General features: G+C 65.3%; 20 protein-coding genes. 16 read left to right on the forward strand and 4 right to left on the reverse strand.

Annotation, left to right across the window (positions count from 1 at the left end; translation table 11 throughout):
• Window positions 1–19: 19 nt before the first annotated feature.
• Window positions 20–841: a tetratricopeptide repeat protein gene (locus TL10_RS14265; RefSeq protein ID WP_043396840.1), complete on the reverse strand. Its 822-nt coding sequence runs from the start codon at window positions 839–841 to the stop codon at window positions 20–22.
• A 423-nt stretch (window positions 842–1,264) separates the two neighbouring features.
• Between TL10_RS14265 and TL10_RS14270 the strand changes: the two genes are divergently transcribed.
• A complete protein-coding gene (locus TL10_RS14270) occupies window positions 1,265–1,555 on the forward strand; it encodes a WhiB family transcriptional regulator (protein WP_043396841.1) in 291 nt (96 codons plus the stop codon).
• A gap of 65 nt (window positions 1,556–1,620) precedes the next feature.
• Here TL10_RS14270 and nicT read toward each other — a convergent pair whose 3' ends face one another.
• Together nicT and TL10_RS14280 are read right to left on the reverse strand one after the other, a co-directional pair.
• A complete protein-coding gene (nicT, locus tag TL10_RS14275) occupies window positions 1,621–2,733 on the reverse strand; it encodes a Nickel transporter NicT (protein ID WP_043986093.1) in 1,113 nt (370 codons plus the stop codon).
• Window positions 2,733–3,482, reverse strand: a complete 750-nt coding sequence (locus tag TL10_RS14280; RefSeq protein ID WP_043986094.1) for a DUF6390 family protein — start codon at window positions 3,480–3,482, stop codon at window positions 2,733–2,735. The genes nicT and TL10_RS14280 overlap by 1 nt, the downstream gene beginning before the upstream one ends.
• Before the next feature lie 203 nt (window positions 3,483–3,685).
• On the opposite strand from TL10_RS14280, the gene TL10_RS14285 reads away from it, so the two are divergent.
• From TL10_RS14285 to hypE, 15 genes are all read left to right on the forward strand, one after another.
• Window positions 3,686–4,021: a hydrogenase maturation nickel metallochaperone HypA gene (locus TL10_RS14285; protein WP_043986095.1), complete on the forward strand. Its 336-nt coding sequence runs from the start codon at window positions 3,686–3,688 to the stop codon at window positions 4,019–4,021.
• 29 nt (window positions 4,022–4,050) lie between these two features.
• The gene (gene hypB, locus TL10_RS14290) at window positions 4,051–4,845 is read left to right on the forward strand and encodes a hydrogenase nickel incorporation protein HypB (RefSeq protein WP_043986142.1); all 795 of its coding nucleotides are present in this window, start codon (window positions 4,051–4,053) and stop codon (window positions 4,843–4,845) included.
• A gap of 268 nt (window positions 4,846–5,113) precedes the next feature.
• Window positions 5,114–6,169: an NADH-quinone oxidoreductase subunit B family protein gene (locus TL10_RS14295; RefSeq protein ID WP_043986096.1), complete on the forward strand. Its 1,056-nt coding sequence runs from the start codon at window positions 5,114–5,116 to the stop codon at window positions 6,167–6,169.
• Between the two features lie 61 nt (window positions 6,170–6,230).
• The gene (locus TL10_RS14300; protein ID WP_043986097.1) at window positions 6,231–8,027 is read left to right on the forward strand and encodes a nickel-dependent hydrogenase large subunit; all 1,797 of its coding nucleotides are present in this window, start codon (window positions 6,231–6,233) and stop codon (window positions 8,025–8,027) included.
• A 3-nt stretch (window positions 8,028–8,030) separates the two neighbouring features.
• Window positions 8,031–8,951 (forward strand): NifU family protein, encoded by a 921-nt coding sequence (locus TL10_RS14305; protein WP_043986098.1) that lies wholly within the window; start codon window positions 8,031–8,033, stop codon window positions 8,949–8,951.
• Entirely contained in the window at window positions 8,948–9,577 is a 630-nt protein-coding gene (locus TL10_RS14310) for a DUF5947 family protein (protein ID WP_043986099.1), read from the forward strand. Before TL10_RS14305 ends, TL10_RS14310 begins: the two co-directional genes overlap by 4 nt.
• Window positions 9,574–10,218 (forward strand): DUF6084 family protein, encoded by a 645-nt coding sequence (locus TL10_RS14315; protein ID WP_043986100.1) that lies wholly within the window; start codon window positions 9,574–9,576, stop codon window positions 10,216–10,218. Before TL10_RS14310 ends, TL10_RS14315 begins: the two co-directional genes overlap by 4 nt.
• On the forward strand, window positions 10,215–11,555 hold the full coding sequence (locus TL10_RS14320; protein ID WP_043986101.1) for a hypothetical protein: 1,341 nt from the start codon (window positions 10,215–10,217) through the stop codon (window positions 11,553–11,555). Before TL10_RS14315 ends, TL10_RS14320 begins: the two co-directional genes overlap by 4 nt.
• Window positions 11,546–11,665, forward strand: coding sequence for a DUF6893 family small protein (locus TL10_RS32095; protein ID WP_110789080.1), 120 nt, complete (start codon window positions 11,546–11,548; stop codon window positions 11,663–11,665). The genes TL10_RS14320 and TL10_RS32095 overlap by 10 nt, the downstream gene beginning before the upstream one ends.
• Complete coding sequence (locus TL10_RS14325) at window positions 11,631–12,158, forward strand: hydrogenase maturation protease (protein ID WP_043986103.1); 528 nt, start codon at window positions 11,631–11,633, stop codon at window positions 12,156–12,158. Before TL10_RS32095 ends, TL10_RS14325 begins: the two co-directional genes overlap by 35 nt.
• 3 nt (window positions 12,159–12,161) lie before the next feature.
• Window positions 12,162–12,410: a HypC/HybG/HupF family hydrogenase formation chaperone gene (locus tag TL10_RS14330; RefSeq protein WP_043986104.1), complete on the forward strand. Its 249-nt coding sequence runs from the start codon at window positions 12,162–12,164 to the stop codon at window positions 12,408–12,410.
• On the forward strand, window positions 12,407–14,695 hold the full coding sequence (gene hypF / locus TL10_RS14335) for a carbamoyltransferase HypF (RefSeq protein ID WP_043986105.1): 2,289 nt from the start codon (window positions 12,407–12,409) through the stop codon (window positions 14,693–14,695). Before TL10_RS14330 ends, hypF begins: the two co-directional genes overlap by 4 nt.
• 16 nt (window positions 14,696–14,711) lie before the next feature.
• Window positions 14,712–15,029 carry a HypC/HybG/HupF family hydrogenase formation chaperone gene (locus TL10_RS14340; RefSeq protein ID WP_043986106.1) on the forward strand — a complete coding sequence of 106 codons (318 nt, stop codon included), beginning with the start codon at window positions 14,712–14,714 and terminating at the stop codon, window positions 15,027–15,029.
• Window positions 15,026–16,126, forward strand: coding sequence for a hydrogenase formation protein HypD (gene hypD / locus TL10_RS14345; protein ID WP_043986107.1), 1,101 nt, complete (start codon window positions 15,026–15,028; stop codon window positions 16,124–16,126). The genes TL10_RS14340 and hypD overlap by 4 nt, the downstream gene beginning before the upstream one ends.
• On the forward strand, window positions 16,119–17,174 hold the full coding sequence (gene hypE / locus TL10_RS14350) for a hydrogenase expression/formation protein HypE (protein ID WP_043986108.1): 1,056 nt from the start codon (window positions 16,119–16,121) through the stop codon (window positions 17,172–17,174). The genes hypD and hypE overlap by 8 nt, the downstream gene beginning before the upstream one ends.
• An 18-nt stretch (window positions 17,175–17,192) precedes the next feature.
• On the opposite strand, the gene TL10_RS14355 is transcribed toward hypE, so the two are convergent.
• Window positions 17,193–18,689 carry a potassium/proton antiporter gene (locus TL10_RS14355; protein ID WP_043986109.1) on the reverse strand — a complete coding sequence of 499 codons (1,497 nt, stop codon included), beginning with the start codon at window positions 18,687–18,689 and terminating at the stop codon, window positions 17,193–17,195.
• Window positions 18,690–18,723: the final 34 nt, after the last annotated feature.

Genomic DNA, 18,723 nt, shown 5'->3' on the forward strand with positions numbered 1-18,723 from the left:
GTGCGGGCGGCCAGACTCATCACGCCCATCGCCCGCCGCGGTCGCGTACGGTCGCGGCGGCGTCGTCGCGGATCTGCGCCAGCCCCTCCGGGCTGTGCTCGACGCTGCCGATATCACTCAACAGGCAACCCAATGCCCAGGTCAGCGGCACCAAGCCGAATTGTTGGGTATGCCCCAGAGCGGCGTCGGCGACCCGGCGGGACTCGTCGAACCGGCCCGCGCTGCACAACGCCGCCGAGTACACCACGTCGGTCTTCACGGCGTGGCGCGGCGAGCCCAGGTCACCGACGAGCTCCCGTGCGCGTTCGGCGTGCGCGACGGACTCCTCGCCACGGCCGCTGACCATAGCTAATTCGGCACTGACCCAGGCCAGCCGGACACGTTGACGCGGTACCCCGCTGTTCGCGGTGTCGATCACGGCCCGCTCGAGTAGCCGCTGCGCCACCCCGAACCGGCCGATCCCGAGGGCGTCGGCGGCCAGACCGACGAGCGCGTCGGCCCGCGCCTCGGCGGCGTCGGGCTGATGCGCGACCAACGCCCACGCCCTGCCGTCGGCGACCCGGGCCAGGCGGTGCCAACCGACCTGTCGGAGAAACGAGGCACGGGTGCTCTGCGCCAACGACAGCAACGAACCGTTCCCCCGACGCGCGACGGCGTCCAGATCAGCAAACGCGACGGCGTAGCGGCCCTGACCGCCGGCGGCGACGGCGCGCAGCCACAGCTCGTCGACCGAGTGCGCCGTCGGCAGCGGCCAACATGGCAGATCGTTGCCAAAAGCGGCGGCCCGGAGTCGGGCGGCTGGCTGGTCGGCAGAGGGCGTCGCGGTATCGGTTGCGGTCATCGAGTCAGCACGGTATCAATGGCGCACCGCCGTACAGCCCCGTTCCCTGACGCTGCGAGTTGGGCAGGTTTCGTTAATAATTAATGCTCGCCGTGTTAACAACATGTCAACGACATCCAATTCCGCCACAAATTGATCGATGTGGCGAACTGACGCGAACTGCAAAAACAGGGGCTTTCAGGCAGCGACAGACAATATCGCCACCATGTGTTTCGTTTCCAAAGCATCGCGTAGATGAACGTGATGTAAATTCTTGACCTGCACTTATGGGGTTTCGCACAGAGCGTGGCTATTGACGGAATTTGCCGAGTCCTTCTACGTTGTGTGCACGAGTTGTCATCGGCGACAAGTCCTCGGGCCATTTGCAGATCGACGCGCATCCAAAGATTTCAAATTGGAAGCGCGGGGAGGAGTTCTTTCCCAATGCCACAGCCGCAGCAGCTTCCCGGACCCAACGCCGATATGTGGGATTGGCAGATGCACGGCACGTGCCGGGGCGTCGATTCCGCGGTGTTTTTTCACCCCGATGGCGAGCGCGGCCGCGCTCGCGCTCAGCGCGAAATGCGCGCCAAAGAGATGTGCCGGGCCTGCCCGGTGATCACGCAGTGCCGGTCGCACGCATTGGCCGTCGGCGAACCGTATGGCATCTGGGGCGGGCTCAGCGAAGGCGAGCGCGAACTGTTGCTGAAACGGGGCATCCGCCGCGCGTCGTAAGTGGTCTTCGTAGACGGCCTCACTCGTGCGGGTGGGGCCGTTTGCGGTTTCACCGGGGCGCTCACTCACCCGGTCGAGGACCCAGCCGAAGCACTCGCCGACCATTTGGCTTCGATCTTGGCGTAACGCCAGATCAACAGCGACGCGACCCAGGTGACGACGAACAGCCCGACGATGATGAAGCCGAGCAGACTCAGGTCCACGCCGCCGATCCAATCCCACAAACCGCCCGTCCAGCCGAGCTGCTGAGCCAGCAGACCGAGCAGCTCGGCACCGCCGATGACGAGCGCTACCGCGATGGACAACCCGGTGATGGTGATGTTGTAGTACACCTTGCGTACCGGCCGGAGGAACGCCCACCCGTAGGCGAAGTTCATGAAGGTGCCGTCGGCGGCATCCAGCAGGCTCATGCCGGCGGCGAACAGAATCGGCAGGCACAAGATGGCGTACCAGGGCAGCCCGGCGGCCGCGCTCGTCCCCGCCAGCACCAACAGTGCTACCTCGGTCGCGGTGTCGAAACCGAGCCCGAACAGAACCCCGACCGGGAACATCTGTCGAGGCTTGGTGATCGACTTCATCAGGCCACCGAAGATCCGATTCAGCAATCCCGCCTTGCTGAGCTGGTCTTCGAGTTCAGCTTCGTCATAAGCGCCCGAACGCATTTGGCGGAACACCTTCAGGGTGCCGACGAGGATGCCGATATTGATGATCGCGATGAGCAGTAGGAAGGTGCCGGAGACTCCGGTACCGATCAGGCGTGTGTAGTGGTGCAGCGCCGAGACGTCGTTCTCGACGGCACCGATGATCGTCTTGACCCCCATCGACAGCAGCAACGCGAGTCCGAACACGACTGTGGAATGCCCCAGCGAGAAGTACAGCCCCACAGACAGTGGTCGCTGACCATCGGCCATCAGCTTGCGGGTGGTGTTGTCGATTGCCGAAATATGGTCTGCGTCAAAGGCATGCCGCAATCCGAGGGTGTACGCGGTCAAACCGATGCCCAGCCCGAGGGTCTTGTTGCCCAAGTCGAAGTGTTGTGGAGCCACGAACATCGCCAAGGTGCCCCAGCCGATGAGATGCAGCGCGGCAACCACTCCGACCATCGCCGCCAGCCGCAACCATTCCTCCCGGGTCAGTACCGCCCGGACGGCCGCGATGCGCGAACGGTTCGTGGTCATCAGCGCCGCACCAACCGCTGGTTGGTGACGCCGAGCTGGCGCAGGGTGCTGTCCCGCAGTGCGTGATGCTGTTCCGGAGTCAGCCGCCCGCACACCCGCCCCCAGTGCACTGCGACCTGATCGCCGACAGTCATATCGGGCACGGCGCTATAGCCGTTGTCCCACAAGTCAAGACGCCGCGGCAACGGCTCGGACAGCCGGAGTCCGTGTCCGTCCCACAACAGCCGGCAAGCTTCGACGTCGACGTTGTCGCCGGCGCGGGAAAGTACGGTCCCCCAGGTGATTCGGCAGTTGTCCAGCACGCTCAACGGATGTTCGTCGATGCCGCGGCCCAGCAAGCGAGACCACGGATACACCCCGAACACGTGAAAACAATGGTTGGCCGCAACCTCGCCGGCGAGATCGTCGGTCAGATGCGACCAGTACTGTCCGGCCAGCCGCCCGATTTCTGCGAGCAGCTGGCCCGCGAAGGCACCGGAATCCACTTCGGCCGCGATACCCCCTCCCAGCCAATAAGATTCGACGAGACGCAGGTCCAGTGGGTCGGCGATTCCGGTCATCCTTGAGAGGACTTCCAGGTACGGCCAGGCACCGGAGAAACCGCGAGCAGCGATCCGAACGTCATCGGCGGAAGCGTTGCGCAACGCGGCGAGCTCCGGTGGGCCGCAGTAGCCAAGGTGGTTGGGGGCATAGGCATAGCGGGCAAACATCTCGACGCCCCGGTTGTCCGGAGTTGACGGAAGGCACATGACGGCCCCCTTCCGGTCGAGTACCTATCAGGCTAGTTACGTCCGGCCACGGCCGACAATGAGAATTTTGGCTGGAGAGCGCGAACATTTCGCGACACACCTAGGCCGGAACCGCGGGTGGGCGTAGCGTGGAAAGACGTTCCGGTGCAGTCCTGCAGCGGGTGGGGCGAGCGCTGGCCCGGGCGGAGGCGCGGTGAGACCCAATGCATGAATTGTCGCTCTGCCAGGCGATCGCCGGCGTGGTCAGGCCATACGCAGCCGACAATCACATCGACGTCGTACGGGTGCAGGTCGGTGCCCTCCGGCAAGTGGTACCCGACTCGTTGACGTTCTGCTGGGACCTTATTCGCGAATACGAGTCCATGCCTGATGCCGTGCTCGAGTTGGAAATGGTTCCGGCAGAGGTGGCCTGCCGCTCGTGCGGTCGGCAGTCGCTACTCGCGTCACGCTGGTCGGTGTGCTGCCCGGCGTGCGACAGCGGCGACGTCAAGGTGATCAGAGGCAATGAGTTCCAGGTGATGTCCATGGACGTGTCCTGACATACAGCGTTTCACGAGAGGTGGCCACGATGGGTAGATTCCACCGGCACGACGACGGCACGGTCCACACCCACGAACACGGCGATCACAGTCACGACCACGGGGACCACAGTGGCTACGAGACCGGAACGCAGCGCATCGACGTGCTGGAATCGATCTTCGCCGAGAACGACGTGCGCGCAAACATCAACCGGAATGCCTTCGAGAGCAATGGCATTCGAGCACTCAATCTGATGAGCTCACCGGGATCTGGCAAGACGACCGTACTGGCCGCCTCGCTCGACGAACTCAATGGCGACGTAGCCGTCGGGGTGATCGAAGGTGACATCGCCACCGCCCTGGATGCGGAAAAGCTCGAAGGCCGCGGCGCGCAGGTCTCGCTGATCAACACCAACAATGGCTTCGGCGGCGAATGTCACCTGGACGCGCCGATGGTGAATCGTGCCCTACAAGGCCTGGCGCTCTCGGACCTTGATCTCGTCATCATCGAGAACGTCGGCAACCTGGTATGCCCGGCTGAGTTCGACGTCGGCGAGCACGCCAAGGCGATGGTCTACTCGCTCACCGAGGGCGAAGACAAGCCGCTGAAGTACCCCGTGATGTTCCGCGCGGTGGACGTGGTGTTGCTCAACAAGATCGATCTGGCGCCCTATCTCGATGCCGACCTCGAGACGTATGTGGCACACGTCCGGATGGTCAATCCGACTGCCACAATCCTGCCCGTGAGCGCCCGGACGGGCGAAGGCATGGCGGCGTGGTTCGACTGGCTACGCAAGTTCGCCGGCGCCATCCCGACGACCGCAAGTCCCGGCGAATCAGGCTGAATTACAGCAGATTTCGGCGCATTGCCAAAGTGATTCGGCGCACGGTCAGATTGACGCCGCTGGAAACTATGCAGGCGAATTCACCAGCCCAGATATCGGTTCCCTGGCAGCTTCCGGCAATCCGTTGACAACCCACTGCACCCGGAGTAGACCGAGAAACAGCGCCGCGCATCGGGCCGAACGTCGACTCCTGCGGCGGACGGGATTGAGCAGCCAGTCCCCGAAAGCTCGACGTTGGGACTCACTGCGTCCCGGAAAGAACTGCGATATGCCTACATCGGCAGCAGTCAAAGCAGAGTCGGCGTTGATCCATGTTCTTTGGATCAACGCCGGCCTGAGTTGTGATGGCGATTCCGTGGCGCTGACTGCCGCCACTCAACCCAGCATCGAGGAGATCGCGCTCGGCGCACTCCCCGGTCTACCCAAAATCGCCGTGCATTGGCCTCTCATCGACTTCGAATGCGGACCGAACGGGGGCGCAGACGACTTCCTCGAATGGTTCTTCCGCGCCGATCGGGGCGAGCTTGACCCGTTTGTACTGGTTGTCGAGGGATCGATACCCAACGAGCAATTGCACACCGAAGGCTACTGGTGCGGGTTCGGCAACAACCCCGCCACCGGACAGCCGATGACCACGAGCGAGTGGCTGGATCGATTGGCGCCCAAGGCAACCGCCGTGGTGGCTGTCGGTACCTGCGCCACCTACGGAGGCATTCACGCAATGGCCGGTAATCCCACCGGCGCGATGGGTGTGCCCGACTATCTCGGGTGGGATTGGAAGAGCAAGGCAGGCATTCCCATCGTCTGTGTGCCAGGGTGCCCGATACAGCCGGACAACCTGGCGGAGACATTGACATATCTCCTGTACATGGCAACCGACCAGGCTCCGATGATCCCGCTGGACGAAGCCCTGCGACCAACCTGGCTGTTCGGCGCGACCGTGCACGAAGGCTGTGACCGAGCCGGCTATTACGAGCAGGGCGACTTCGCCCACGAGTACGGATCACCCAAATGCATTGTCAAACTGGGCTGTTGGGGTCCGGTCGTCAAATGCAACGTACCGAAACGCGGGTGGATCAATGGCATCGGTGGCTGCCCGAATGTGGGCGGCATCTGCATCGGCTGCACCATGCCGGGATTCCCCGACAAGTTCATGCCCTTCATGGACGAACCGCCGGGCGGCAAGGTCTCCACTGCAGCGTCGGGCCTGTACGGATCCGTCATCCGCAACCTGCGCCACATCACCGGACGCACCGTCGACAAAGAACCGCGTTGGCGCCATCGCGGCACAAAGCTTGAATCGGGAGCGACCCGCACCTGGTAGGTGCGGGCCTCTCACCGCCTGCCGCCGACACGGCGAAAGGCATTGCGAGGGAGCGAAGTCCATGACCACGATCATTCCGGAACCATCACAGGTCAAACGGGACCCCGGCCAACTCGTCGAGATGGCTTGGGACCCCATCACCCGGATCGTCGGCAGTCTCGGCATCTACACAAAGATCGACTTCGAAAACCGCGAAGTCGTGGAATGCCATAGCACGTCGTCGATCTTCCGTGGCTACTCGATCTTCATGAAGGGTAAGGATCCGCGGGACGCCCATTTCATCACCAGCCGCATCTGCGGCATCTGTGGCGACAACCACGCCACCTGCTCGTGCTACTGCCAGAACATGGCCTACGGGGTCAAGCCGCCGCATCTGGGTGAATGGATCGTCAACCTGGGCGAGGCCGCGGAATACATGTTCGACCACAACATATTTCAGGAGAATCTGGTCGGCGTCGACTATTGCGAGAAGATGGTCGCCGAGACCAACCCGAGCGTCCTCGCCAAAGCCGAGAACACGCTGGCACCCCACTCCGATGCCCACGGCTACCGGACCATCGCCGACATCATGCGCACGCTCAACCCGTTCACGGGCGAGTTCTATCGCGAGGCGCTGCAGGTCAGTCGTTGGACCCGAGAGATGTTCTGCCTCATGGAAGGCCGGCACGTCCACCCGTCCACGCTGTACCCAGGTGGCGTCGGCACCGTAGCGACCATTCAACTGATGACCGACTACATGACTCGGCTGATGCGCTATGTCGAGTTCATGAAGAAGGTCGTGCCGATGCACGACGACCTGTTCGATTTCTTCTACGAAGCCATCCCCGGCTACGAACAGGTCGGGCTACGGCGTACCTTGCTGGGCTGCTGGGGTTCCTTCCAGGATCCCGAGGTCTGCAACTTCGCTTACCGCGACATGGAGCGCTGGGGTGATGCGATGTTCGTGACGCCCGGTGTGGTGGTGGACGGAAAACTGGTGACGCACTCACTGGTCGACATCAACCTGGGCATCCGAATTCTTTTGGGCAGTTCGTACTACGACGACTGGACCGACCAGGAGACGTTCGTGAAGAACGATCCGCTCGGCAACCCCGTCGATCGCCGGCACCCGTGGAATCAGCACACGAACCCGCATCCGCAGAAGCGGGACATGGACGACAAGTACAGCTGGGTGATGTCGCCGCGCTGGTTCGACGGTAAGGACCATCTGGCCCTGGACACCGGAGGCGGGCCGCTGGCCCGGCTGTGGTCCACCGCGCTGGCCGGGCTGGTCGACATCGGCTATGTGAAGTCGACCGGGCACAGTGTGCAGATCAACCTGCCCAAGACCATCCTCAAGGGACCCGTCGAGCTGGAGTGGAAGATCCCGCAGCACGGCAGCAACACCATCGAACGCAACCGTGCCCGCACCTACTTCCAGGCCTACGCGGCCGCGTGCGCACTGCATTTCGCGGAGAAGGCGCTGGCCGAGATCCGCGCCGGACGCACGAAGACGTGGGAGAAGTTCACAGTGCCCGACGAAGCGATCGGCTGCGGTTTCACCGAAGCCGTCCGCGGCGTGCTCAGCCACCACATGGTGATCCGGGACGGCAAGATCGCCAATTACCACCCGTATCCCCCGACGCCATGGAACGCCAACCCCCGGGACAGCTACGGCACTCCAGGCCCGTACGAGGATGCGGTGCAAGGCCAGCCGATCTTCGAGGAGAACGACCGGGAACACTTCAAAGGCATCGACATCATGCGAACGGTGCGAAGTTTCGATCCGTGCCTGCCCTGCGGGGTGCACATGTACCTGGGTGACGGAAAAACCTTGGAACGCCTGCACTCCCCGACGCAATCCGTGACCGGAGACTAGCCCGTGGGCGCGCCGGACGACGCACACTGGCGCACGGCGGGCGACCGGATACAGACACTGCTCGACGCCAGTTCGGCGGCCGGGCCGGTGGCGCGTGAGCGCGCCGAATTGTTGGTCGGCGAAGTGACCGATCTCTACGGTGCTGCGCTGCAACGGATCATGAGGCTGCTCGCCGACCACCCGGCGCTCACCGAGCAGTTGACCACCGACGACCTGATCGCCAGTCTGCTGCTGGTACACGGTCTGCATCCACATGACGCCAGGCGACGCATCGAGGATGCGCTGGACAAGGTCCGGCCTTACCTCGGTTCGCACGGCGGCGACGTCGCCGTGCTCAGTGTTGCCGACGGTCCCGACGGCGCCGCCGTCCGATTGCAGTTCGCGGGCAGTTGCAAGAGCTGCCCGTCATCGGCGGTGACGCTCGAACTCACCGTCGAGGACACCATCCGCGCGGCCGCGCCGGAAGTCGGCACGATCGAGGTGGTCGCAGCCGAACCCCAAACCGGGGTGATCCCCGTGGATTCACTGCTGAGTCGGGTTCATCGGGATGGCCGCGCCGCGTCGGCGTGGCATCCGGTGCCCGAGCTCACCGACCTGAAACATGCTGAGGTCGGCGGGTTCCTGGTGGCAAGCGAGACGCTGCTGGCATGCCGGCTCGGCGAGAAGGTGTTCGTCTACCGCGACCGATGCGGGCGTTGCGGGGACTCCCTGGCCGGTAGCGCGCTGCACCGCCGCGTCGGATCGACCGACCCGGTGCTGCGCTGTCCCCGATGCCACGCCCATTTCGATGTCGTGCACGCAGGCACCTGCGTCGACGACAATGCCACGGCCGCCGAACATCTCGAGCCGCTACCGGTGCTGGTACGCGACGGCGTGCTGTGCATCGCGATGGCAGCCACCCCGACCGCGGCCGGTGTGCCATGACGGGCGCCTACGACGTGCTGGCACGCATCCGCGCCGGCCGGGATACGCCCGCGGTGACCGGCGAGCGGTGCGAGATGTGCTCGGAGCCGATCGTCTCCGAACACCAGCACGTCGTGAATATCGAAGGCCGACAACTGATGTGCGTCTGCCGGGGCTGCTACCTGTTGTTCACCGACGTCGATGCCGCGCTGCGCTATCGTGCCGTGCCTGATCGATACCTCACCTTCCCCGATTTCGCGCTGGGCCGCCGCGAATGGGAGCTACTGCAGATCCCCGTCGGGCTGGCGTTCTTCTTCCGCAACTCGGCCCTCGACCGCACGGTCGCCTTCTACCCCGGGCCGGCCGGCGCGACGGAATCCGAACTGGACCTTGGCATGTGGGCCGATATCCGCGACGCGGACCCGCGCGTCGACCTGCTTGCCGCGGACACCGAGGCACTGATCATGCGGGTGCCGGACGCTCCGCTCCCCCTCGAATGCCACCTGGTCCCAATCGATGCCTGTTACGAGTTCGTCGGCCGCCTCCGAATGCTGTGGCACGGGTTCGACGGCGGGCAGCAGGCCCACGAGTTCGTCGACAACTACTTCAGAGCCATTGCCGAACGCAGCAAGGTGGTGGCGCCGTGACCGAGGTGACCTTCGCCGTCGTCGACGTCTTCCCCGAGCCCTACGCAGTGACTCCCGTGCTGACCGCACGGGTGGGGATCGCGGCGCTCGGCGATGAGCCGGTGCACGCCATCGCGCTACGCGCCCAGGTCCGTATCGAACCGTTGCGCCGGGGTTACACCGACCAAGAGGCGGCAGCACTGTTGGACCTGTTCGGCACCCGCGACCGCTGGGCCACCACCCAGCACACCTTCCTGTGGCAGCACACCGGCGTCATGGTGCAGGGCTTCACCGGCACCACCCAGGTCGACCTCCCACTCGAATGCACCTACGACATCGAGGTCACGGCGGCCAAGTACTTCCATGCGCTGGACGACGGCAACATACCCCTCCAATTCCTTTTCAGTGGAACGATTTTCACCAAGGGACAACACGGTTTCGCCGTCACACCCGTGCCCTGGGACCGAGAGGACCACTACGCCATGCCCGTATCGGTGTGGCGGGACCTCATCGACCAGCACTATCCACACACCGGCTGGATCAGGCTGCACCACGACACCATCGACGCGCTGGCCGACTACAAGGCTCGACACGCGCTGCTCGGTCTCGACGACACGGTCACGGCACTGCTGGACGCCCAAGCCGCACAGGACCTCCGATGACTGCCGCATGGGAGCGGGCCCGGGCCGTCGCCGATGCGGTGCTCTATGAGGGCTATCTGCTCTACCCCTACCGGGCCACCTCCGGAAAGAACCAGTCGCGCTGGCAATTCGGCGTGCTCGGCCCGCCGCAAGCGGCTGAGCGCGGGCTCGGCGAGGACGACGTCCTCTCGGCCCAACTCCTCGTGAGCCCGGGACGCGACACGGCCCTGACCATCGTGGTCCGGTTCCTGCAGCTGCAACGCCGTGCGGTCGAACAGGACAATGGCGGCCAGTTCGAACCGGTCGACGAACTGACCGTGGCCGACCAAACCTGGCTCAGCTGGGATGAAGCCGTCGAATGCGAGCTGTCGTTCGGACCGTTGACCGAAGCAGTACTCGCCACGCCGCAGAGGCTGCCGGTCGTCGTTGCGGGCGGCAGCGAGGTCGAGCCCATTGACGGTGGCAGATTGGTCCGGACCCGCGCCGAGTTGCGCGCCGAGTTGACGGTGCGGTCCGAGGCCGACGACGGACTGTTGCGCGTCACCCTCGAGGTACGCAATGTCGTTGAGCCGGCGACGGATAGAGGCACGGCGATCGCGCGATCCCTGATCGGCACCCACCTGATCGCCGAGGTCGCCGGCGGTGAATTCGTCTCACTGCTGGAACCGCCGGAATCGGCCGCCGGCGCCGTCGGCCGCTGCCAGCGGCACCGCTGTTTCCCCGTGCTGGCCGGTCCGCCCGGCACCGCCACCTTGATGCTGGTGTCTCCGATCATCCTGTACGACCATCCGGAGATTGCCGAGCAGAGCGAGGGCGCCCTGTTCGACTCGACCGAGATCGACGAGATCCTGACTCTGCGCGTGATGACGATGACCGACCAGGAGAAGCAACAGGCCCGGGCCACCGACCCGCGCGCAGCGGAGATCATCGATCGCTGTGATGCGATGTCGCCGGAGGCATTGCTCAATCTGCATGGGGTACTGCGTAATCCACACGCCGGTGCCGAAACCCGATCTCTGATACCCGAGGTTCCCGCGGGGATTGACTGGTGGGATCCGCTGGCGGACAACGCCGTCGCCCCAACCCTTGACGCGGTGTTGGTGAACGGGGTGCGAGTCAGTCGAGACAGCCGGGTCCGGCTGCACCCCTCCCGACGCGCCGACGCGCAGGATCTCTTCTACGCCGACAAGATCGCGCGAGTCACCTGCGTGCACGAAACAGTCGACGGCGACCAGCAGATCGGCGTCGTCCTCGAGGACGACCCGGCCGCCGAGATGCACGACTGGTACGGCCGATATCTGTACTTCGCACCTGACGAAGTCGAACCACTGAGTGAAAGGACATCACCATGGAAGTAGTGGGTTGGATCGCCGTGATCGTGGTCGCGGCGGCAGTGGTAGGCGCCGGGGTCGTCGGCGTCCGCTCCATCCCGGATGCGCGTCGGTACCTGCGCATGCGGCGGATGTAACGGAGGCGATGCCACGCAACGGATCCTGGTAGCCGGAATCGGCAACATCTTCCTCGGCGACGACGGCTTCGGCCCCGAGGTGCTCCGGCACGTCGGCCCCACGGCACCGGGCGTGCAGGTGACGGACTACGGAATCAGGGGTATGCACCTCGCCTACGACCTGCTCGGTGAGTGGGACGCGCTGGTGCTGGTCGACGCGATCCCGTGCCGGGACGCGCCGGGGACGGTGCACGTATTCGAGGCCGATCACCAATCGCTCACGGCGGCAGTCGGTCTGGACGCACACGCCATGGACCCTGGGACCGTGTTCGCCAGTCTCAACGCACTCGGCGGAGCCGCTCCCCACACCGTGGTGGTGGGGTGCGAAGTGGCCGACGTCGAGGATCGGATGGGCCTTTCCGATGCGGTGGCAGCCGCTGTCCCGGCAGCGATCCACGCCGTCGAAAGCGTTGTCGCAGAACTACTCAGCCGCACACCGGCTCGGGAGGGCTGAGCGATGTGCCTGGGTATACCGGGGCAGGTCATCCGGATGCTGGACGGCTACGGCGACCAGCTCGCACTCGTCGACGTCGCCGGCGAACCACGCAAAGTGAACGTCGGGATGTTGCCAGACGAGACCTTCGACGCCGGCGACTGGGTAATCATCCACATGGGGTTCGCGCTCGAAAAGACCGACGCGGTAGGAGCCGCGGCGGCGCTCGACGGTTTGAAGTTGATGGGCAACAGCGACGGAGCGGGGCCATGACGCGCCGACGACTGCGCATCTGCGCGCACGGCGTCGTCCAGGGCGTCGGCTTCCGGCCGTTCGTCTATACCAGTGCCGCGGCCCTCGGGCTGAGCGGTTCGGTGCGCAATGACAGTTCCGGGGCCGTCATCGAGGTCGAAGGTGACACCAGCGCGATCGCAGAGTTCCTCGATCGGCTGGAGCACCACCCACCTCCACTTGCCGTCGTCGAATCTGTTCAGACACAGGATGTTCCGGTTCGTGGAGGCACCGGATTCGCGATCACCGACACGTCTCACTCGGCCGGCGGTCGTACCCTGGCCTCCCCCGATGTCGCGATGTGCAACGACTGTGCAGCCGAGCAGCGCGATCCGGCGAACCGGCGGTACCGACACCCCTTCGTCAATTGCACGAACTGCGGGCCCCGTTTCACCATCATCGCGTCGCTGCCCTATGACCGGGCCGCCACCACCATGGCGGATTTCCCGATGTGCCCCGACTGCGCGCGCGAATACGCTGACCCGGCCAACCGTCGCTTCCATGCACAGCCCGTCTGTTGCCCGCAATGTGGGCCGACACTAACCTTCCGAGATCACAACGGCGCGACGGTCGACGGCGAAGAAGGCCTACTCAAGGCACGGAAACTGTTGCGCGACGGCGGAATCCTCGCCGTCAAAGGCATCGGCGGCTACCACCTGGCCTGCGATGCCGGCAACGCAGCAGCTGTGCAAACGCTGCGCCGGCGCAAGCGCCGCGGTGACAAACCGTTCGCGGTGATGGTTCCCGACCTGGCGACAGCGCGCGACATTGCCGAAGTGGACGATTCTGCAGCGCAGCTGCTTTCGGGCATCCAACGCCCGATAGTGTTGCTGACCGGACGAACATCTACAGCGGTAACCGATCTCGTCGCACCGCACAACCCCGACATCGGCATCATGCTGGCATACACCCCACTGCACGCCCTGCTGTTCGGGCTGCCGGGCGATGCACCGGGTCCGCCGGTCCTGGTGATGACATCGGGAAACCTTGGCGGTGAACCGATCTGCTTCACCGACGCCGATGCCACGAACCGCCTTGACCGGCTCACCGACGCCTGGCTGCTGCACAATCGGGCGATCCTGGTGCCGTGCGACGACTCTGTCGTCCGGATGGTGGACCAGTGCGAGATGCCCATCCGGAGATCTCGCGGCTACGCACCGCTTCCGGTCGCGCTACCGGTACCCGTCGCACCCACCTTGGCGGTCGGCGCCGACCTGAAGAACACGCTGGCCGTTGCCGAGGGCAAGTACGCGTGGCTGAGTCAGCACATCGGCGACATGGACGACCTGGCCACCCTGTCCGCATTCGACGCGGCCGAGCGGCACCTGCGGGAACTGACGGGAGTGGACCCCGCGAATCTTGTCGCCGACGCACACCCCGGTTACCGCTCCACCGCCTGGGCGCGCCGCAATGCCGACGGGCGACCGGTCCGGACGGTGCAACACCACCACGCCCACATCGCCGCCGTCATGGCCGAACACGGCCTGGACGGCAACAGTCACGTTCTCGGATTCGCCTTTGACGGAACCGGTTACGGTCCAGATGGCGCCATCTGGGGTGGCGAGGTGTTGGTCGCCGACTACAAGGGCTACCGGCGGGTGGCTCAGCTGCGATACGTCCCGCTGGCCGGTGGGGACGTCAGCGTGGAACGCCCGTACCGCATGGCGCTCGCACACCTGTGGGCCGCCGGTCTGCCCTGGAGCGCCGACCTGACGCCCGTGCGGGCCTGCCCCGACGATGAACGTGGGGTCCTGGCGCACCAGTTACAAACCGGGCTCGGGTGCGTCCCGACCTCCAGCATGGGCCGGCTGTTCGATGCGGTGGCCGCCCTGGCCGGGGTACGGCAGATCGCCGACTACGAAGCACAAGCCGCCATCGAGTTGGAGGGTCTATCACGCGGGATGAATTGCGGCACAGCCACATACAAATTCGATATCAAGGCCGGCGAGCCGGTACTCGTCGACCCCGCGCCAGTGCTCCGCGCTGTCATCGCCGACCAGCGCGCCGCCGTTCGGCCCGGCGTGATCGGGGCACGGTTTCACCGGGCGGTGGCGGACGTCGTCGTACGGCTCGCCGAACTCGAGTCCAAGGCGGCAGGCGTACGGGTCATCGCGTTGTCCGGCGGCGTGTTCCAGAACGCCCTGCTGCTGCAGCTGACGCTGAGCGGCCTGCACACCAGAGGGTTTGAAGTGATCACCCACCGCCATGTCCCACCCAACGACGGCGGTATCGCGCTCGGCCAACTACTGGTGGGCAATCCGAACTGAGAAGAGGAGCACTCCTATGTGTCTGGCAGTTCCAGGGAAAATCCTGAGCCTGGCCGAGCGCGACGGCACGCTGATGTCACTCGTCGACTTCGGAGGTATCCAGAAAGACGTTTGCCTGCAGTACATCCCGGACGCGGCAGTCGGCGAATACGTCGTCGTTCACGTGGGATTCGCCATCCAGCGGCTCGACGAAGAATCGGCCATCAAGACTTTGACCGAGTTCGAGCACCTCGGCGTGCTCAATGAGGAATTCGGGGACGGGTTCGCGATCGCGGCACGACAAGCCGGCCTGACCGCACCGACAGACAGTGCGACAACCGAGGTGACACCATGAAGTATCTGGATGAGTTCAGCAATCCCGAGCTGGCCGGCAAGCTCGTCGACCAGATTCGGGCGGCCACCAGCAGACGCTGGGCGATCATGGAAGTGTGTGGCGGCCAGACACATTCGATCATCCGGCACGGTATCGACCAGCTGCTGCCCGACGAGATCGAGATGATCCACGGACCTGGTTGCCCGGTGTGCGTGACGCCGTTGGAGATGATCGACAAAGCCCTCGAGATCGCGTGCCGCCCTGAAGTGATCTTCTGCTCGTTCGGCGACATGCTGCGGGTGCCGGGCAGTTCGAAGGACCTGTTCCGGGTGAAGAGCGAAGGCGGCGACGTCCGGGTGGTGTACTCACCGCTGGATGCGTTGACTATCGCACGGGAGAACCCGGATCGGCAGGTGGTGTTCTTCGGTATCGGGTTCGAAACCACCGCGCCCGCCAACGCCATGACGGTATACCAAGCCAAACGTCTTGGTATCAAGAATTTTTCACTACTGGTGTCACACGTGCTGGTACCGCCGGCGATCGCGGCGATCATGGAGTCGCCCACGTGTCGGGTACAGGCGTTCCTCGCTGCCGGGCACGTGTGCACCGTGATGGGAACCGATGAATATCCGGCGCTGACCGAAAAGTACCGAATCCCCATCGTGGTCACCGGCTTCGAACCGCTGGACATCCTCGAAGGTATCCGGCGCACGGTGATTCAGCTGGAGGCCGGTCGACATGAGTTGGAGAACGCGTACCCGAGAGCCGTTCAGGCGCAGGGCAACACCGCGGCCAAGGCGATGCTGGAGGACGTCTTCGAGGTAGGCGACCGCGCGTGGCGCGGTATCGGCATGATCCCGAACAGCGGATGGCGCCTCTCGCCCGCCTACCGCGATTTCGATGCGGAATATCGGTTCTCGGTCACCGGAATTCACACCGCCGAGTCCGTCGTATGCCGTTCGGGCGAAGTCCTGCAGGGCTTCATCAAGCCGCACGAGTGCGCCGCGTTCGGCAAGGAATGCACACCGCGTAACCCGTTGGGCGCGACCATGGTCTCATCGGAGGGCGCGTGCGCCGCCTACTACCTCTACCGGCGACTCGAGGTGACACATGCCTGAGATCGACATCGAGTCGTGGGTCTGCCCGACTCCCCTGCGCGACGCGCCGAACATCGTGATGGGACACGGTGGCGGCGGGGCGATGTCTGCCGAACTGATCGAGCATCTGTTCCTGCCGGCCTTCGGTCCGGCAGCCGAAGCCGCTATGGCCGACTCGGCCGTCATCGAGGTCGGTGGTGCACGGCTGGCGTTCTCCACCGACTCGTTCGTGGTCAAACCGTTGACGTTCCCCGGTGGCAGCATCGGCGACCTCGCGGTCAACGGGACCATCAACGACCTCGCGATGGCGGGTGCGCAACCACTGGCCATGTCGACGGCGTTCATCCTCGAGGAGGGCACCGCGTTGCAGGACATCGCGCATGTGGCGCAGGCCGTCGGCACGGCCGCACTCGCGGCTGGAGTCAAGTTGGTGACCGGCGACACCAAGGTGGTCGATTCCGGCCACGGCGACGGCGTGTTCATCAACACCGCGGGGATCGGCATCGTCGATCCGCGTGTCGATATCCGCCCGCAGCGGGCCACCCCCGGTGACGTGGTGATCGTCAGCGGCGACATCGGTGTACACGGCATCGCGGTGATGAGCTGTCGCGAAGGGCTGACCTTCGCGACCACGGTGGCCAGCGATACCGCGCCCCTGCACGGCCTCGTGGCCGCCATGATCGAGACCGGCGTCGACCTGCACGTGCTGCGGGATCCCACGCGCGGCGGCGTGGCCGCCACACTCAACGAGATCGCGAAGGCGGCGCAGGTCGGGATGGCCCTGGACGAGCGCAGCTTCCCGATCCCGGCCGAGGTCCGGGACGCGTGCGGGCTCCTCGGCCTGGACCCGTTGCAGGTGGCCAATGAGGGCAAGCTGTTGGCCCTCGTGCCCGCGGACGGCGCCGAGCGCGTGCTGGCCGCGATGCGCAATCACCCGCTCGGCGCCCGCGCCGCGGTGATCGGTCGGTGTGTCGCCGAACATCCGGGCATGGTGGTCGCGCGAACGGCGCTCGGTGGCACCCGTGTGGTCGACCTGCCCATCGGCGAGCAACTCCCCCGAATCTGCTGACCGCCGGCAAGCCGGTGGTCAGTCCGGCTCACCGTATTCGTCGAACCAATAGGCCAGTTTCCCGCGGCGGCTCACTGCGCGCAGTCTGCGCTCGGTGGCCTCGCGGGTGGTGCTGGTGCTGACGATCAGCAGTTCATCACCGGCTTCCAGGCGGGTGTCGGGCTGCGGCACAAACGTATTGCCCTTGCGGATGATCAACGTGATCACGCTCGGATCGGGCAGCCGCAGCTCCAGCACCGTCACGTTGTGCAGCCGCGACTGCGGCAGCACCGTGAGGGTCAGCAGCTCCGCGTCCAGCACGTCCAGTGGCGCCGCTTCCACCTGAATCTCGCGGGTGACGTCGCGGCGAATCAGTCCGAGCCGGTGCGCGACCGGCTTCAGGCTCGGGCCCTGCACCAGGGTGAACACCACCACCAGCACGAACACGACGTTCAGCAGCCGCTGACTGTCGGGCACCCCGGTGACGATCGGATAGGTGGCCAGCACGATCGGCACCGCGCCGCGCAATCCAGCCCAGGACAGAAACACCTGCTCGCGCCAGGGCACCCGGAAGCCGATCAGCGACAGCACCACCGACAACGGCCGGGCCAACAGCAACAGCACCAGGCCGATGACGACAGCCGGCAGCAGGTCGTCGCCGAGTTGACTGGGCGTGACCAGCAGCCCGAGCAGCACGAACAGCCCGATCTGCGCCAACCAACCGAGTCCCTCGGCGAACGACCGGGTGGCCGCGCGGTGCGGCAGCCCGGAGTTCGCCAGCACCAGACCGGTCAGGTAGGCGGCGAGGAACCCGCTGGCGTGCGTCACCCCACAGGCCGCGAAGGCCACCGTGCCCAGGCCGAACGTCGCGAGGGGGTACAGACCCGACGCCGGTAGCGCGATGCGGCGCAGAGTGACGGCGCCGAGGTAGCCGCACAGCACGCCGATCGCCGCGCCGACCGCCAGCTCGTAGACCAGGTCGACCAGGCCGTGCCCCGGATCGAAGGCCAGCGGAACCACGCTGAACATCAGGACCAGGATGACGGCTGGGGCGTCGTTCAGGCCGGACTCGGCCTCCAGGAGACCTGCCAGCCGCCGGGGCAACGGCAGCACCCGTAGGACGGAGAACACCGCCGCGGCGTCGGTGGACGAGACGATGGCGCCGAGGAGCAGCGCCAGTTGCCAGTCCATGCCCAACAGCAGATGAGCGCCCGCCGCGGTGACGGCAGTACTGACGGCCACGCCGAGGGTGGCCATCACCGCGGCCGGCGCCAGGCTCTTGCGGACGTCGCTGAACTTGGTGGTGAGACCACCCTCGATGAGGATGATGGCCAGCGCCGCGGTGCCCAGGTCCCGGACCAGGGCGACATCGTCGAACCGCAGGCCGATGCCGTCTTCGCCGACCAGCACGCCGAGGCCGAGGAACAGCAGCAGACTGGGCAGGCCGACGCGGGTGGCGAGCCGCGTGGCCACGATGCTGGCCAGTAGCACCAGCGCACCGATGAGCAGCACCTTGTTCAGCTGCTCCAGCGTCATCCACGTCCTCATTCCGATCGGCGGCCGAAGCAAA

Source organism: Mycolicibacterium llatzerense, from assembly GCF_000878195.1.
GTDB lineage: Bacteria > Actinomycetota > Actinomycetes > Mycobacteriales > Mycobacteriaceae > Mycobacterium > Mycobacterium llatzerense.